Origin of the sequence: Stagnihabitans tardus (assembly GCF_009925085.1) — a bacterium.
Classification (GTDB): Bacteria; Pseudomonadota; Alphaproteobacteria; order Rhodobacterales; family Rhodobacteraceae; genus Stagnihabitans; species Stagnihabitans tardus.
Genome location: NZ_JAABNR010000001.1, coordinates 343,337 through 359,324, shown reverse-complemented (window position 1 = coordinate 359,324; position 15,988 = coordinate 343,337). Strand labels below are relative to the sequence as shown.

The following is a 15,988-nucleotide window of genomic DNA, read 5'->3' as shown; positions in this document are numbered from 1 at the left end:
CCATGGCTTGGCGTTTGCGGCTTGCCCCTGAAAAGACCAATATCAACTTCTTCAAGGCGCAGTGGCTGACCTTCGGGGGCTCGGCCCTGCTGATGGTTCTGTCCATCGTCGCCTGGGCGGTGATGGGGCTGAACTACGGCATCGACTTCAAGGGCGGCACGACGCTGCGCACCGAAAGCGCGGTTTCCATCGACACCGGCGCCTATCGTTCGGCGCTGGAGGGCCTGGGGCTCGGCGATGTCGCGATCTCGGAGGTCTTCGACCCGGCCTTCGGGCCCGACCAGCATGTCGCCTCGATCCGGCTTTCGGCCGAAGAGGGCGACCAGGTGACCGAGGCGCAACTGGCCTCGGTGCGCGCGGCGCTGGTGGCGATGGAGCCCACGCTGAAGGTGATCTCGGTGGAGACCGTGGGCCCCAAGGTCTCGGGCGAGCTGGTGACCTCCTCGCTTCTGGCGGTGGCGGTGACCTCGCTGGGGATCCTGGCCTATATCTGGATGCGGTTCGAGTGGCAGTTCGCGGTGGGCGGCGTCGTGGCGCTCTTGCATGACGTGATCATCACGGTGGGGATCTTCGCGGTCTTCCAGCTGAAGTTCGACCTGACCATCGTGGCGGCTTTGCTCACGACCTTGGGCTATTCGATCAACGATACGGTGGTGGTCTTCGACCGGCTGCGGGAAAACCTGATCAAATACAAGACCATGCCCTTGCGCGATGTGATGAACCTCTCGGTGAATGAGACGCTGGGCCGGACCCTGGCCACGGCGATGACCACGCTTCTGGCGGTGGGCTCGATGCTGGTCTTCGGCGGCGATGTGATCCGCGGCTTCAGCTTCGCGATCTTTGCGGGGATCATCCTCGGCACCTATTCCTCGGTCTATGTGGCCAAGAACCTGGTGCTGTTCATCGGGCTGGACCGCAGCGAAAAGCCCAAGGGCGGGGCCAAGGGCGATCACGAATTCGCCAATATCGACGCGTGAAGGACCCCGGGGTATACCCCGGGCTACGCAGGAGAATGCGATGGAGCTGAACGAGATCACTTACGGCACCGCCCAGGCGATCGAGGGCTATGGGCCGGGCTTCTTCCGCGTCGGCGGCCATGTGCTGCGCGGCGCGCTTCTGGTGACGCCCTGGGAGGCCGGCCCCTGGGGCGGCCTTTCGGACCCCGATGCGGTGCTGGCGCTGCGCGACAAGGTCGACGTCGTGCTTTTGGGCATGGGCCGCGACATCGCCCATCCCCCGGCCGCCTTCCGCGCCGCCCTCGAAGAGGCGGGCCTCGGGCTCGAGGTCATGTCCTCCCCCGCCGCCGCCCGGACCTATAACGTGCTTCTGTCCGAAGGCCGCCGCATTCTGGCCTGCCTTCTGCCCGTCGACTGAGCGTTCCAAATTGAGCGCCTGCGGCGCAAGTCTTTCATCTCGCCTCTGGCGCTGACGCGCCAACCGGCTTGGGCGCCTTGCAGGCGCAGCCTCCGGCGGGGATATTTGGGCCAGTGTGAAAGGGAAGGGGGGCGTCTTGCCGGGGCCTATCTGAGCCCCTGTGCAATGCAAGGCTGCGGTTCCAAGGTCTGCGTCATGTCCTCTGGGCAAGGCCTGCGATGGACAACCCTAGCCTCAGGTCTCGCGCTTGCCAGCCTCACACCCGCTGGAAGAGGCCGCTCCCTCTCCGCCCGCGCCCTTTTCCCTTTCACATTGGCCCAAATATCCTCGGTGGGGTCCGGGGAGGCAGACAGAAACCCCGGGCTTTCCGTCAATGCCGCCCTGTCAGCCAATTGCCAAAGGCCGCAAAGCGCGAGGGCGGGATGCCCAGGCGATCCTCGCGGCGGTCGGCGATGCGCAAAAGGTTGTACATCAGGTGGATGCCCAGCCAGCGGAAGGGCTCGCGTTCCCATTTGCGGACGCGGCGGTTGACCCAAGGCAGCCGCGTGATCTCGGTGTCGCGGCCGAGCGCCAGGTCGGCCAGGGTCCGGCCCGCGAGGTTGGCGGTCGAGACCCCAACGCCGACATAGCCTCCCGCCCAGCCGAGCCCCGTGTCGCGGTCGAGCCCCACCGTCGCGCACCAGTCGCGCGGCACGCCGATGACGCCGCACCAGGCGTGCTCGACGCCGTAGGGGGCCGCCTCCGGGAAGTGGCGGTGCAGGACCTCGGTCAGGCGGCGGATCGTCTCGGCATCGGGCTCGCCGTTCCTGTCCATCTTGGAGCCGAACTTGTAGGGCACCCCGCGCGCGCCCACGGTGATGCGCCCCTCACGGGTCTTCTGGCAATAGCAATAGGCATTGGCGGCGTCTTCGACGAGCTCAGCATTGTCCCAGCCGATCTTGGCCCAGACCTCGGGCGGCAGGACGGGCGTGGCGATTTGGGCGGAGTTCAGCGGGATCCAGTCGCGCTCATAGCCCGGGAAGCCGGGGGTGAAGCCTTCCGTGCAGCGCAGGATGATCGGCGCCGTGACGCGGCCCTTTTCCGTCACCACCTCGCCCTTGGCATAGGAGGTCACGGCGGTGTCCTCATAGATCACCGCGCCCGCGCGTTCGACGGCTTCGGCCAGGCCCCGCACCAGTTTCGCTGGCTGCACCCTGGCCACGCCTGAAATCGCCATGCCGCCCAAGGCCCCGGGGATCGAGATCCGCTGCGCCACCTGTTCCGCCGTCAATTCCCGCGTCCGATACGCCTGGCCCCATTTCGCCTGATGTGCGACGCTCTCCTTCAACCGCGCCATCTGGGCCTTGTTCTGGGCGAACATCAGGATCTCGGTGCGCAGGATATCGGCATCGATGTTTTGATCCGCACAGGTGCCGATGATCTCGTCCACCGTGCCCTCCAGGTGCCGGGCCATGTCCAGCACCCCGTCCTGCCCATGGGTCGCGGCATAGCGGTCATGGTCCCAGGCCAGCGTCCCCATGCACCAGCCGCCATTGCGCCCCGAGGCGCCAAAGCCCGCGAATTCCCGCTCCAGCACCACGACCTTCAGCCCCGGCGCCTCGCGCATCAAATACCAGGCCGCCCAAAGCCCGGTGAAGCCCGCCCCTATGATCGCCACATCGGCCGAGATATCGCCGGGCAGGGCGGGCCTGCGGGTTTCGGGCAGGCCGATATCGGCATACCAGAAGGAAACGTCTCCGATTTTCATGTCTGCACCTCTTTGGGCCAGAAGGCTCTGCGCCAGCTTGGGGCGGGATTTGATCAAAGGCAAGCGGGGAGGGGGGCGCTGCCCCCCGCTTCGCTCCCCCCGGGATATTTATGAAAAGATGAATGAAAAGAAGGAAACCCCGCGCGCGCTGCCTGCCCTGTATTTCATCTTTTCCGAAATATCCCCGCCGGAGGCGCTTTGAGCCGGAGGGCGCATGCCCGCAGGCGAGGCAAAGGCTTGCGGCGTCAGCCGCTCCTTTGGATCAGCGTGCGTCACCAAGCCAGGCGGTGAAAGAGGATAGCGGCGCGCGGGGCGGGCGGTCTTTCGGCCAGACGAGGTAATAGCTGCCTGCCGCCGGGATGGCGGGGCCGAAAAGCGGCCTCAGGCGTCCCGAGGCCAGGTCCTCCTCGATCAGGAACAGGGGCAGAAGCGCTGCCCCCATGCCATGGATCGCGGCCTGCTGCATCGTGGCGAATTGGTCGAAGAGCATGGCGGGGGGGCGCTGGCCCGGCATCCCGTGATGGGCGAACCAGCGGTGCCAATCACCTGACCGGCTTTCCAGCTGCAAGAGCGGCAGGGTCAGGACCTGGTCCGGGGTCTCAGTCCGATAGCTCGGCGCCGCGACGGCGAGGATCTTTTCCTCCATCAGCTTCAGATAGGCCGCACCCGGCCAATCCTCGCGGCCGTAGTGGATCGCGGCATCGAAGGGCGCGTCAGTGAAGTCGAAGGGCTTCAGCCGGGTGCTCAAGTTCACCGTCACCTCCGGGTGGGCCTTGGCGAAGCCCGCGAGCCTCGGCGCCAGCCAGCGCATGCCGAAGGCGGGCAGGATGGCAAGGGACAGCGTCCCACCGCCCGGATTGGCCCGCAAGGTCAGCGAGGCCTGGGCGATCCGGGCCAGGGCCGCCCGGGCCTCGGCCACGAAATCCTGCGCGGCAGGCGTCAGGCTCAGGCGGCCTTTTTCGCGGATCAGGAGGGGCACCCCCAATTGCGCCTCCAGCGTGGTCAACTGATGCGACACCGCCGATTGCGTCAGGTTCAGCTCCGCCCCGGCGGCCGAGGCCGTGCCGAGGCGGTCCAGCGCCTCCAGCGCCAGAAGTGAGGGCAGGGAGGGCAGATAGCGGCGGGGAAGCATGAGTTTTCCTCATGGGAGATGGAGAAGGTTTCGTTGGAAGCTAGCAGGCTTTCATGGCAAAGTCAGGAAAATCCATGAGGTGCAGCCATGACCCGTCCGACCCTGAAAGCCAAAGACGCCCCCGATCTGGGCAAGTTCGACTGGACCGATCCCTTCCGCCTGGCCGACCAGCTGACCGAGGAAGAGCGCATGCTGGGCGAGGCCGCCCGCGCCTATGCCCAGGACAAGCTGCAACCCCGCGTCATCAAGGCCTATGCCAATGAGACGACCGACCCGGAAATCTTCCGCGAGATGGGCGAGATGGGCCTCCTGGGCGCCACGATCCCCGAGGAATACGGCGGGCTCGGCGCCTCTTACGTGGCTTACGGCCTGATCGCCCGCGAGGTCGAGCGGGTCGATTCGGGCTATCGCTCCATGATGTCGGTGCAGTCCTCGCTCGTCATGTATCCGATCTATGCCTATGGCACCGAGGAACAGCGCCGCAAATACCTGCCCAAGCTCTCGTCGGGCGAGTGGATCGGCTGCTTTGGCCTGACGGAACCGGATGCCGGATCGGACCCCGCCGGCATGAAGACCACGGCCAAGAAGACCGCCAATGGCTATGTCCTGAACGGCGCCAAGATGTGGATCTCCAACGCGCCGATCGCCGATGTCTTCGTCGTCTGGGCCAAGTCGGAAGCCCATGGCGGCAAGATCAAGGGCTTTGTCCTGGAGAAGGGGATGAAGGGCCTGTCGGCGCCGAAAGTGGGCGGCAAGCTGTCCTTGCGCGCCTCGATCACCGGCGAGATCGTCATGGACAATGTGGAAGTCGGCGAAGACGCGCTTTTGCCCCATGTCGAGGGGCTGAAAGGGCCGTTTGGCTGTCTCAACCGGGCGCGCTATGGCATCGCCTGGGGCGTCATGGGCGCGGCGGAGTTCTGCCTGCATGCCGCGCGCAACTATGGGCTGGACCGCAAGCAATTCGGCAAGCCCCTGGCGGGGATGCAGCTTTACCAGCTGAAGCTTGCCAATATGATGACCGAAATCTCGCTTGGCCTCCAGGCCGCCCTGCAGGTGGGCCGCCTGATGGACCAGGCGCAAGCCGCGCCCGAGATGATCTCGATCATCAAGCGCAACAACTGCGGCAAGGCGCTGGATGCCGCGCGGCTCTCGCGTGACATGCATGGCGGCAACGGCATCCAGGAAGACTTCCAGATCATGCGCCACATGGTGAACCTCGAGACGGTCAACACCTATGAGGGCACCCATGACGTCCATGCCCTGATCCTGGGCCGCGCCATCACCGGTGTGCAGGCTTTCTTCTGATTGACGCCGCCCCCGAAACAATAGGCCCGCTCCCAGCCCGGGGGCGGGCCTTTTCCTTTGCGGCCAAGGGTTTTTCTTCGGCGCCGCGCAAGGCTTTGGTTGTCGCAGGCCCTTTCCCTCGTTAATCATGTCAGGCGCGGGCCCGCCCGTGATGTGACCGGTTGGAGAGTTCAGATGACCGCGCGAGCACGCCTTTATCGCAAACGGCTTTTGGCCAGCGGTGCCCTGATCCTCTGGGCGCCCTTGGCCCTGGCCCAGGCGGTCGAGAAACACCCCGCGCCGATCCTGCATGGCATTGGCACCGCGCGGCTGGATGCCGGGGCGCTCTTGCAGGGCTCGACCGATGCGACGCCTTTCGGCGTGGGGCTTTCCGGGGTCATGCTGGTCGATGCCCATGAAAACGGCGCGGCCCGGGCCAAGACCGGGCCGGGGGTCGATATCTCCCAGGCCGGGGCCACGGCGCAGGGCATTGCGCCGAAACTGGCGCCCTTCCTGGGCCAGCCCCTGTCCTACAAGCTGATCTCCGAGATCACAGCCGCCGTCACCGCGCATTACCGCGAGAATGGCCGCTCGCTGGTCCTGGTCACCGTGCCGCCGCAAGAGATCACCACGGGCATCCTGCAGGTCAACGTCAACACTTTCCGGCTCGAGGCGCCCCCGGTCCTCGCTGGCGATGCGACCGACGGCGATCATGTCGCGCGCCAGATCCGTCTGCGTCCGGGCGAAGAGGTCGATACGGCCAAGCTGATGGACGATGTGACCTGGCTGAACCTGAACCCTTTCCGCAAGGTCGCCGTGGCCTTCGAGCCCGGCCAGACCGCCGATGGCACGCGGCTGACCCTGCAAGTCCAGTCCAAAAGGCCCTGGTCGGCCTATGTCGGCGCCTCGAATGCCGGGGCCGATGGCACGGGCGCGGTGCGGGTCTTTGGCGGGTTCAACGTCTCGGCCCTGCCCTGGAAGGACCAGCAGCTCTCCTACCAGATCAACATGGCGCCCGGTTCGGGCGGGTTCTGGGACACCGAGGGCACCAAGGGCTATGTCAGCCACGGGCTTAGCTATTTCGTCCCGGTGACCCTGGACAGCGGCTTTCGCTTCAAGGCCACGGCGGGCTTGACCCATGTCTCCAGCTTTGCCGAGCCCGATGCGGTGTTTTCCACCGGCACCACGACGGATGGGGCGACGTTCGAGCTCTCCTTCCCCCTGCCGCGCAAATCCGGCACCTGGGCCTTGGTGCCCGAGCTTTACCTGGGCCTCGGCCAGGACGACTACAGCCGCCGCCAGTATTTCGGCGGGGCGATCTTTGCGACCGAGGCCAGCCGCCTGACGCGGGTGACGCTGGGCCTGCGGTCGTCGTTGAACGGGCGGCTCTTCGGGCGGCCCACCCATGGCGACTTCGACCTGTCATTGGTGACCGGGCGGCAAGAGGGCGCCACGGACAGCGATTTCAGCTATGCCAAGTTCCGCATCGGCCAGGAGATCAGCCTGGAGGGCGGGGCGCAGGTCGCACTGCGGCTCGCGGGGCAATATGCGCCGGGCGACCTGCATCCACTGGAGCAGCTGGGTCTTGGCGGCGACAGCACGGTGCGGGGCTATGGCGCCAATGCGGTCTCCAGCCAATCGGCCGTCAGTGCTTCGGTCGAATACCGCCTGACGCCGATCGATGTGCCCATCGGGGGCAAGACCGGGCAGTTGCGCCCGCAGCTCTTCGCCGACTGGGGCTTTGCGGCGGCGACGGCGACGACCGCTTCGGCGCATCTGGCGGGCATCGGCCTTGGCGGGACCCTTTCGGTGGGCGAGGATTGGGAGGCTTCCCTCACGCTGGCCAATGCCCTGAACGACGCCGGATCGGTCGAGGCCGGCGATGTCTCGGTCGCGCTGCGCCTGATCGCGAGGTTCTGATGCGGGCCCTGGCTCTCTTTCTTCTGGCCGCGCCCGCCTGGGCCGAGACCCCGCAGCAGACCACGGCGACCTATGACAATTGGACGGTGGTTTGCCAGGGGCCGGCCTGTGAGGCCGTGACAAGGCTGAACGTCAAGGGCCAGGACGGCCAGCTTCGCCCGCTGTTGTCCATGTCGTTCGCGTCGGGGCAGAGCCTGCGTTTGCAACTGCCCTTGGGCGTCGATCTGACCGCCGCGCCCGAGGTTCGGACTGATCCGCCGACTGCGCTGCGCTGGAAGACCTGCGTGGCTGCGGGCTGCCTGGCCGAGGCGGTGCTGGAGCCTGCCACGGTCAAGCAGATGACGGCCAAGCTTGAAGAGGTCGTGGTCCGTTTCGTGGCGCTTGGCCCCGAGGCGGGCAAGACCATCGAGGTTCCCGTGTCGCTGAAAGGGTTCGGCGATGCGGTCAAGTCATTGAAATAGACGGGGGACGACATGGCGCGCGCAAGGGTCTATCCGGGGTTCCGCCTGTCCGTGATGGCGATGCTGCTCTTGGGCTCGGCCTGGCCCGCGCGGGCGCAAGAGCTGCCACGCGACCCGGTCATCGTGGCGGGGGATATCACCGTCCAGGTCGCACCGGGGCGGATGGAGGTGGGCCAGGGCTCGCAGTTCGGCATCATCGACTGGGGCGCCTTTGGCATCGGGTCGGGGGCCGGGGTGCATTTCGCCAATGGGTCGGGGGCGACGCTGAACCGGGTGACGGGGGGCGAGGCTTCGGCGATCCTCGGCGGGCTGAGTGCCACGGGCTCGGTCTACCTGGTCAATCCTGCGGGCGTGGTGGTGGGCGCCTCGGGCGTGGTGGATACGGGCGGGCGCTTTGTCGCCTCGAGCCTGGATGTGACGAACGAGGATTTCCTGAACGGCGGAGACCTGAGTTTTGACGGCGCGGGCGGAGTAGTGATGAACCTTGGCCGCGTGGGGTCTTCGGGCGGGGATGTGGTGCTGATCGCGGGGGATGTGGTCAATGACGGCACGCTGACCGCGCCCAATGGCACGGTGGGGCTTGCGGCCGGGCGGCAGGTTCTCTTGCGCGATGCGGCGGTGGATGAGGGCTTGATCTCGGTCCTTGTGGGGGCGGGCGATGTGACCGACCGCGGCGCCATCGCCTCGGCGGCGGCGGAACTGCGCGCCAAGGGCGGCAATGTCTATGCGCTGGCGGGCAATACCGATGCGGTGATCGCGGCCACGGGGGTCGAAAAGGTCAAGGGCCGCGTCTTCCTGACCGCAGGCGGGGGCAAGGTCGTCGCCCAGAAGAAGGTCACCGCCCAGGATACCTCGGGCGGCAAGATCACCCTGACCGGCGACGACATCGACCTGGCCTCCAGCCTCCAGGCGGGCGCGGGCGGCACGGTGATCGTCAAGGCCCAGGACGAGACCACGTTCAGCGGCATGATCCAGACCGGGCCTGAGGGCTTCGTCGAACTGTCGGGCGGGCATATCGCCTATGACGGGTCCATCGACACCCAGGGCGGGACCGTGCTGATCGACCCGCGCAACATCGAGATCGCCGAGGCCAATGCCTCGCCCTCCCTCTCGGATGCGACCCTGCTTTCGACCAGCGATGTGCTGGCGCTCTTGTCCACGGGCAACCTGATCCTGGACACGACGACCCTGGCCACGGCGGCTTCGGGGACCATCGCGGTCACAGCCTCGATGACCTATTCCAGCGCCAACAGCCTGACCCTGCTGGCGGGGGGCGATGTCTGGATCCTGGGCAACCTGCAAAACGGCGGCACGGGGGATGTGACGGCGGTTGCGGGTTGGGACGGGGCGACGGCCTTTGACGCGGGCGCATTCGATGCGGCCGACCTGACCACGACCACGCTCTTCGGCCAGTCCAACGGGCTGACCTATAACCTGAACGGAGGGAGCTTTGCTGCCTCGGGCACGGTCCATGTCGGGCAGGGCGGCTTCACCTCCAGCACCTCCTTCGGGTCGCGCGATGGGGCGACGCGGGTCTATGGCAGCGATATCGACATCACGGGCGGGACCTCGGCCTTCTCCTTCAGCTCGAACCCCTATGCGCAGCTGGGCTATCACCTCACGGGCGGCGGCGACCAGGGCAGCGTCAGCGGAGCGATCACGGCGCGGGCGACCGGGTCGGTCTGGGTCCAGGCGGGCAGCGGGACCAATGCCTATGCGCTGATCGGCCATGGCGGCAACGAGCTGGCGGGCGATGTTGCGACCCCCACGGCCAATCTGTCGGGCGCCATCACGGTCGAGGCCGGGGAGGACCTGACCATGGCGGGCAGCTCTTCGAATGGCACGGATTCGGCCTATGCCATGATCGGCCATGGCAGCCAGGACTTCACCTTCATGCTGCAAGGCGGGCGGACCGGCGCCATCACCCTCGACATCGGCGGCGAGCTCAGCATCCAGGACGGCGGCAACTTCACCAACTCGGCCTGGATCGGGCATGAGACGGGCTCCGGCACGGTCTCGGGCTCGGTCACGGTCACGGCGGCGCGGATGGATGAAGACGCCGCGAGCGCGGTGTCGGGGCAATCCAGCACCGATGTCGGCCGCTGGGCCGATCTGACCCATGACGGCGAGGTCCGCCTGACCCTGACCGACAGCGACCTTTTGCTGACGGGCGACACGTCCTTCATCGACACCGAGGGCCTTTCGATCACCTCGGCCAGTGACCTGATCCTTCAGACCTCGGGCGCGCTGACGCTGGATACGGGCTTCTTCTACGGCAATGACGGGACGGGTGGGCTGGTGCTGGCGGCCTCCTCGGTCGACAACCAGGCCGGGGACGGCGCCTTTCTGGACATCGGCGGCGGGCGCTACATCTTTTCGACGCGGCCCGACCAGGACGCGGGCCTTCTGGGCGACGTGGCCTTCGACGGGCTGGTCTATGGCACGACCTATGACCCGACCGACCCCAAGGGCGGCCAGCAAGCCCTTGGCAACGTGATCTATTACAGCGTCACCCCGGTCGCCACGACCTCGGATGCGGTGATGACCTATGGCGATCTCACCATGCCGGTGACCTCGACCCTGGTGGTCGAGGGGGTCGAGGTCGATGCCGCAACCTTCGGCTTGTCGATCCAGCCGCGCACGGACAGCTCGCTGACCTTCTCGAACACCGGCTACATCAACGCGGGCACCTATCTGCAATCGCTGTTCACCGAGGTGACGGCGACGGCGGCGACCCAGGTCCTGGGCCTGGACGAGACCTTCGGCGACCTGACCGTCAACCGCGCGCTTTTGACCGTCTCGCTGGCCGACCAGTCCAAGGGCTATGACGGGGTGGGGCTTTACGACGGGGTCGTGAGCTATACGGGCTTCATCGACAGCCGCGAGGATGCAAGCCTGATCACCACGGGGCCGAGCTTCACCTACCTGGGCGGCGATGGCAGCGGGGTCAATGCCGGAGCCTATACGGTCCTGGCCTCGGGCGCGGTGATCTCGGGGGGCAACTACGACTTCGACTATACCGACAGCGCGACCCTTGTCATCGACCCCAAGGTCCTGACGGTCAGCTTCCTGGGGCCTTTCACCAAGACCTATGATGGCACCACCGATGTCACGCTGACCGAGGGGGATTTCGTCGTCGCGGGCCTGGTTGGCGGCCAGACCATCACCATCAGCCAGACCCAGGGGAGCCACAACACCGCCTCGGCCGGCGAGACCACGGTGACGGCTGACCTGTCCGATACCGCGCTCTGGTCGATCACGGGGGGGAGCCTCTTGAACTACTCCATCCCCACCCTGGTTTCGGGTGAAGGGCAGATCGACCGGGCGACGCTGGTGGTCTCGATCATCGGCACGCCGACCAAGCCCTACGACGGGACGCGGGATGCGGTCCTGACGCCTGGGGATTACTTCATCAGCGGTTTGGTGGCCGGAGAGAGCATCACCATCCTTCAGACCGCAGGCACCTATCTGACCGCCGAGCCCGGTTCGCAATCGGTGGTGGCCACGCTGGCCGATGCCGATTACCAGGGCGATGGCGAGACCGATCTTGGGAATTACACCCTGGACCCGGCGGCGACCGGGGTGGGGCTGATCGTGGCCGAAACCCCCGCCTCGCCCATCGAGCCCACGCCCGTTGCCTTTACCGCCGGGACCGAGACCGAGGCAGAGCCCGAGCCGCCCTTGCTGAACGGCTCGATCGAGGTGATCCAGACCGAGACGACGGGCCGCATCCTGGAAGAGATCCAGAGCGGCACGAATTTCTGCCGCGAATTCGTCGATCCGCAATATGCCATCGACTGCCTCTCGGACCGCTTGCAATCTGTGGCCGATGGGCTTTCGGCGACCGGGGAATATTCCGAGGTCCGGGCGGCCCTGGAGGATGCGGCCTCCGACCTGCATGCGCTGGCCGTGCAGAATGCCTCGGCGGCGCTGAGCCGGTCGGTCGGGCGGGCGAGCGATGGGTCGGGCCAGACCACGGGGCGGCCCCTGACGGCGGTGGACGAGGCGCTTCTGGCCGGTGCCAATGCCCAGGCGGCCGCGATCATCGCCAACACGCAACTGGTGCTTCTGCGCTCGGCCGCCAATTCCGACCGCCGCCGCGTGGCCTTCGAACAGGTGGGCGAGGTCCTGGGCTCGACCGTGGTCCTCTTGCGCTCCTGATCCGCAAAAGCACCGCCGCCCCGGGCTCGAGCCCCGGGGCCGCGACCGTAAGATCGCGTCCGATCCACAAAAGCACTGCCGCCCGGGGCGGCTTTGCGCTGGTGGTCAGCGCGGCGCGGCCACCGAGCCGCGTTCGACCAGGGTGCAGTCGATCTTGACCCGCGTGGGAACCAGCGGACCCGACCGCTCCAAGAGCCGCGCCACGGCCCAACGCGCCATCTCTTCATGCGGCAGGACGACCGTGGTCAGGGGCGGGGTCATCTGCTGGGCCAGGACGTCGTCGTCGAAGCCCACGACCGAGATATCCTGGCCGACCCGCAATCCCGCAGCCCTGATCGCCTCATAGGCGCCCAGCGCGATGCGGTCGGCAAAGCAGAAGACCGCCGTCGGGCGCTGATCCAAGAGCGCCGCCATCCGCGCCCGGCCGGTGGCCAGCGTCCAGGCGGGTTCGCTGACGAGGTCGGGGTCGAATTGGATGTCATGGCTCGCCAGGGCCATCTTGTAGCCCGCCTGCCGGTCGTTCGAGGCCTGGCCCCAGCTCTCGCCCGGGATATGGGCGATGCGGCGATGGCCCGCCTTGATCAGCGCCTCGGTCGCGGCAAAGGCGCCCAGCACATCGCCCGGCACCACCGAAGGATAGACCCCGCCCGCATCATGGCCGTTCAAGAGGATCGCGGGCAGCCGCGCCAGCCCCGCAGGCGGCGTGATCTCGCGGGTCAGAAGCGAGGCCAGGATGACGCCCTCCGCCCCCATGGAGGCGAATTGCCGCAGCGCCGCCTCCTCCTGCACCGGGTCGGCCTCGGTCACCACGACCATGACCATGGCGCCGCTTGCCGCAGCCTCGGCCCGCGCGCCTTCCAGGAAGGGGGCGGCAAAGGGCGTATAGCTGACATCGTCGATCATCAGGCCGATGATGCGCTGCCCCTCCGCCCGGGAGGGTTTGCGCGCATAGCCCAGGGCCTGGGCCGCCTCCTGCACCCGGGCGCGGGTTTCGGGCGCAATGCGGGCATTGGCCACCTCGTTCAGGACCAGCGAGACCGTGGCCTGGCTGACCCCCGCCGCCAGGGCGATATCGTTCATCGTTGGTCGCTTCATCACGGGCCCTCCCGCCCCCCTTATGGCGCCTTGCGATGGCCTTGCCAATGGGGTGATAATCCCGTAAGCTAATATTATTATCACGCGGGAGGACAAGATGCGACCGATGATTTCCCTGGATGGGTTCTGGCAGTTCCGCCACGAGGGCGACGCTTCTTGGCGCCAGGTCACGGTGCCCAACCCCTGGCAGGCGGATTGCGCCGATCTGCGGCTGACCTCGGGCCGCGCGGTGTATCGCCGTCAATTCGCCCATCCGGGGCAGGGCGCCCATGTCCTGCGCTTTGGCGCGGTCAATTACCTGTCCGAGGTCTTCCTGAACGGCGTGAAACTGGGCGAGAACGAGGGCGGCTATCTGCCCTTCGAATTTCCCCTGCCGGATGGTCTCTTGAAGGCCGAGAACGAGGTCGAGGTCCGGGTCCTTTTGCCCGATGGCCGCCCGAACGACCGGGGCATCGACTTCGCCGATATCCCGCATGGCAAGCAAAGCTGGTATGGGCCCCTGGGCGGCATCTGGCAGTCGGTGGCGATCGAGACTCGGGCGGCCGCCCATCTCAAGCATTGCGCCATCACCGCGCTGCCCTCGGGCGAGATCACGGTGAAGCTGGAATTGTCCCACGCCGCCAAGGGCTTGCCCGTCACCCTTGCCGTGGGCCCGGTCTCCGCCACCCTGACAGGGGCCGAGACCCTGACCGCGACGCTCACCCATCCCGCGCCGACCCTCTGGTCGCCCGATCACCCCAACCTGCATGAGCTGGTGGTGACGCTGGGCGATGACGTGACGCGCCACCGCTTCGGTTTCCGCTCCTTCGAAGCGCGGGGGGGCAGGATGTATCTGAACGGAGAGCCCTTCCATCTGCGCTCGGCCTTGGACCAGGATTACTGGCCCGAAGGCATCTGCACGCCTCCTTCGGTCGAGGCGCTGGAGGATCAGTTCCGGAAAGCGAAAGAGCTCGGCCTGAACAACCTGCGCTATCACATCAAGGTGCCCGACCCGCGCTATCTGGAGGTCGCCGACCGCCTGGGCATGACGATCTGGTACGACCTGCCCAACCCGGGGCGGCTGACCGACGGGTCAAAGCGCCGCCTGAAAGAGACCATGGCGGGGATGCTGAAGCGCGACGGCAACCACCCTTCGGTGATCATCTGGACCTTGATCAACGAGGATTGGGGCATCCGCCTTTGTGACGACCCGGCGCATCGCGATTGGCTGGCGGGGATGGTGGATTGGCTGAAGGCAGAGGACCCCTCGCGGCTGGTCTGCGACAACTCCCCCTGCCAGGGGAATTTCCATGTGAAGGGCGACCTCGACGACTTCCACTACTACCGCTCGATCCCTGAACGCCGCGACGAATGGGACGCCCTGGTGCGTGAACACGCAGCGGGGGCGGCCTGGACCTGGACGCCCTTTGGGGACGGGGTGCGGAAGGGGGACGAGGTCAAGATCTGCTCCGAATTCGGCGTCTGGGGCCTGCCGCAGCCCGCCCAGGTGAAGATCGACGGTCAGGAGCCCTGGTGGATGGAGACCGGGGCGCTTTGGGGCGATGGCGCGGCCTATCCGCATGGGATCGAAACGCGCTTTGCGGGCCTCGGGATGGATAGGGTCTTCGGGAGCCTCGAGGCCTTCGTGACGGCCGCCCAGTGGTATCAATTCGGCAACCTGAAATACGAGATCGAGCGGATGCGGTCCGAGCCCTCGATCATGGGCCATGTCATCACCGAGATCACCGATGTTCATTGGGAAAGCAATGGCTTGCTTGACATGAACCGCAACCCGCGCGTCTTTCACTCCCGCTTCGCCGAGGTGAATGGCGCGGTCGCCATCGTGCCCGACATCGCGCGCTATTCCGCGCGCTCGGGCGAGGTCTTTCGGTTCAAGGTCAAGGTCGCCTCGGGGGAAAGGACGCTTCAGGCCGGCGAATTGCGCTGGGCGGGCGGGTCTTTGCCCTTTGCCGGCGCGTCCCCGCTTGAGGTGGTCGAGGTCGGAGAGGTCGCCCTGACTTTCTCTGCCACTGAGAACCGTGTCGAAGAGATCGTGCTGGAGCTGGTGATCGGCGGCCAGGTGATCCAGACCAACCGCGTCCAGATCCTGCTCTTCGCCCCCCGCGCGCGGCCCCTGGTGAAAGTCGCGGCCCAGGGCGCCCTGGCCGACCGGGCGCGCACCTTGGGCTATACCCTCGTCCCCGCGCCCGAGGCCGAGGTCGTCCTGGCCCATGCCCTGTCCGACCCCGACATCCGCGCCTTGCAGGCGGGGGCACGGTATCTCGTGCTGGCCGATGGCAACATGAAGACCGAAGGCAACCTCAGGGTCGAACAGCGCGGCCGCGAGCAGCCCTTCATCCCCGTGGTGGACGATAGGCCCGGCGTGCCGATCGGCCCGGTTTTCCCCTTGCCGAACATCACCTTGCAGGCGCGTCACGGCACGATGTGGCGCGGCGACTGGATCGCGGGCTTCACCTGGCTGCGTCGCGAGGGCGCCTTTGCTTCGATCCCCGGCGGGCCGCTCCTGGACGTCGCCTGGTCGGGCGTCGTGCCGCGCCATGTCATGCATGGCTGGGCCCAGTGGGAGTTCGCGGGGCCGGTGATCTCGGCCGTCGTGGTGGGCTGGGTCCACAAGCCCGCCGTCCTGATCGGACGCCGGACGGTGGGTGAGGGCGAGATCCTGGCCTCCACCTACCGCCTGATGGGGGCGGATGATCCCCTGGCCGATGCGCTTTTCGACGCGCTGGTGGCCGAGACCGCTGACCCCCAGGCCTGAGGCGGCAGAAAAAACGCGCGCGGGGTCAAGAACCTCGCGCCGGTTCACCTTGCGTTAAA

Annotated in this window: 10 protein-coding genes; 7 read left to right on the top strand and 3 right to left on the bottom strand. The window is 66.9% G+C overall.

Features of this window, described 5'->3' with window-relative positions; translation table 11 throughout:
• Positions 1–2 precede the first annotated feature (2 nt).
• Together secF and GV832_RS01575 are read left to right on the top strand one after the other, a co-directional pair.
• Complete coding sequence (gene secF, locus GV832_RS01580; RefSeq protein ID WP_168773047.1) at positions 3–977, top strand: protein translocase subunit SecF; 975 nt, start codon at positions 3–5, stop codon at positions 975–977.
• 40 nt (positions 978–1,017) lie between these two features.
• Positions 1,018–1,374 (top strand): Mth938-like domain-containing protein, encoded by a 357-nt coding sequence (locus GV832_RS01575; RefSeq protein WP_168773046.1) that lies wholly within the window; start codon positions 1,018–1,020, stop codon positions 1,372–1,374.
• A 370-nt stretch (positions 1,375–1,744) separates the two neighbouring features.
• Here the strand turns inward: GV832_RS01575 and GV832_RS01570 are convergent, their stop codons facing one another.
• Positions 1,745–3,121, bottom strand: a complete 1,377-nt coding sequence (locus tag GV832_RS01570; protein WP_168773045.1) for an NAD(P)/FAD-dependent oxidoreductase — start codon at positions 3,119–3,121, stop codon at positions 1,745–1,747.
• A 262-nt stretch (positions 3,122–3,383) separates the two neighbouring features.
• On the bottom strand, positions 3,384–4,253 hold the full coding sequence (locus GV832_RS01565) for a LysR family transcriptional regulator (RefSeq protein WP_168773044.1): 870 nt from the start codon (positions 4,251–4,253) through the stop codon (positions 3,384–3,386).
• An 87-nt stretch (positions 4,254–4,340) separates the two neighbouring features.
• On the opposite strand from GV832_RS01565, the gene GV832_RS01560 reads away from it, so the two are divergent.
• The 4 genes from GV832_RS01560 to GV832_RS01545 all read left to right on the top strand — a co-directional run bounded on the left by GV832_RS01560 (position 4,341) and on the right by GV832_RS01545 (position 12,079).
• Positions 4,341–5,558, top strand: coding sequence for an acyl-CoA dehydrogenase (locus GV832_RS01560; protein WP_168773043.1), 1,218 nt, complete (start codon positions 4,341–4,343; stop codon positions 5,556–5,558).
• A 174-nt stretch (positions 5,559–5,732) separates the two neighbouring features.
• The gene (locus GV832_RS01555; RefSeq protein WP_168773042.1) at positions 5,733–7,457 is read left to right on the top strand and encodes a ShlB/FhaC/HecB family hemolysin secretion/activation protein; all 1,725 of its coding nucleotides are present in this window, start codon (positions 5,733–5,735) and stop codon (positions 7,455–7,457) included.
• Complete coding sequence (locus tag GV832_RS01550) at positions 7,457–7,918, top strand: invasion associated locus B family protein (RefSeq protein WP_168773041.1); 462 nt, start codon at positions 7,457–7,459, stop codon at positions 7,916–7,918. Before GV832_RS01555 ends, GV832_RS01550 begins: the two co-directional genes overlap by 1 nt.
• Before the next feature lie 12 nt (positions 7,919–7,930).
• Positions 7,931–12,079 (top strand): beta strand repeat-containing protein, encoded by a 4,149-nt coding sequence (locus GV832_RS01545; protein ID WP_168773040.1) that lies wholly within the window; start codon positions 7,931–7,933, stop codon positions 12,077–12,079.
• 105 nt (positions 12,080–12,184) lie between these two features.
• Here GV832_RS01545 and GV832_RS01540 read toward each other — a convergent pair whose 3' ends face one another.
• Positions 12,185–13,174: a LacI family DNA-binding transcriptional regulator gene (locus tag GV832_RS01540; protein WP_168773039.1), complete on the bottom strand. Its 990-nt coding sequence runs from the start codon at positions 13,172–13,174 to the stop codon at positions 12,185–12,187.
• A gap of 97 nt (positions 13,175–13,271) precedes the next feature.
• Between GV832_RS01540 and GV832_RS01535 the strand changes: the two genes are divergently transcribed.
• On the top strand, positions 13,272–15,929 hold the full coding sequence (locus GV832_RS01535; RefSeq protein WP_168773038.1) for a glycoside hydrolase family 2 protein: 2,658 nt from the start codon (positions 13,272–13,274) through the stop codon (positions 15,927–15,929).
• The last annotated feature ends 59 nt before the right edge of the window (positions 15,930–15,988 follow it).

Coding starts and splice junctions, on each gene's coding strand:
- secF (WP_168773047.1), top strand. CDS start 3: ATGGCTTGGCGTTTGCGGCTTGCCCCTGAAAAGACCAATATCAACTTC.
- GV832_RS01575 (WP_168773046.1), top strand. CDS start 1,018: ATGGAGCTGAACGAGATCACTTACGGCACCGCCCAGGCGATCGAGGGC.
- GV832_RS01545 (WP_168773040.1), top strand. CDS start 7,931: ATGGCGCGCGCAAGGGTCTATCCGGGGTTCCGCCTGTCCGTGATGGCG.
- GV832_RS01535 (WP_168773038.1), top strand. CDS start 13,272: ATGCGACCGATGATTTCCCTGGATGGGTTCTGGCAGTTCCGCCACGAG.
- GV832_RS01555 (WP_168773042.1), top strand. CDS start 5,733: ATGACCGCGCGAGCACGCCTTTATCGCAAACGGCTTTTGGCCAGCGGT.
- GV832_RS01540 (WP_168773039.1), bottom strand. CDS start 13,174: ATGAAGCGACCAACGATGAACGATATCGCCCTGGCGGCGGGGGTCAGC.
- GV832_RS01560 (WP_168773043.1), top strand. CDS start 4,341: ATGACCCGTCCGACCCTGAAAGCCAAAGACGCCCCCGATCTGGGCAAG.
- GV832_RS01570 (WP_168773045.1), bottom strand. CDS start 3,121: ATGAAAATCGGAGACGTTTCCTTCTGGTATGCCGATATCGGCCTGCCC.
- GV832_RS01550 (WP_168773041.1), top strand. CDS start 7,457: ATGCGGGCCCTGGCTCTCTTTCTTCTGGCCGCGCCCGCCTGGGCCGAG.
- GV832_RS01565 (WP_168773044.1), bottom strand. CDS start 4,253: ATGCTTCCCCGCCGCTATCTGCCCTCCCTGCCCTCACTTCTGGCGCTG.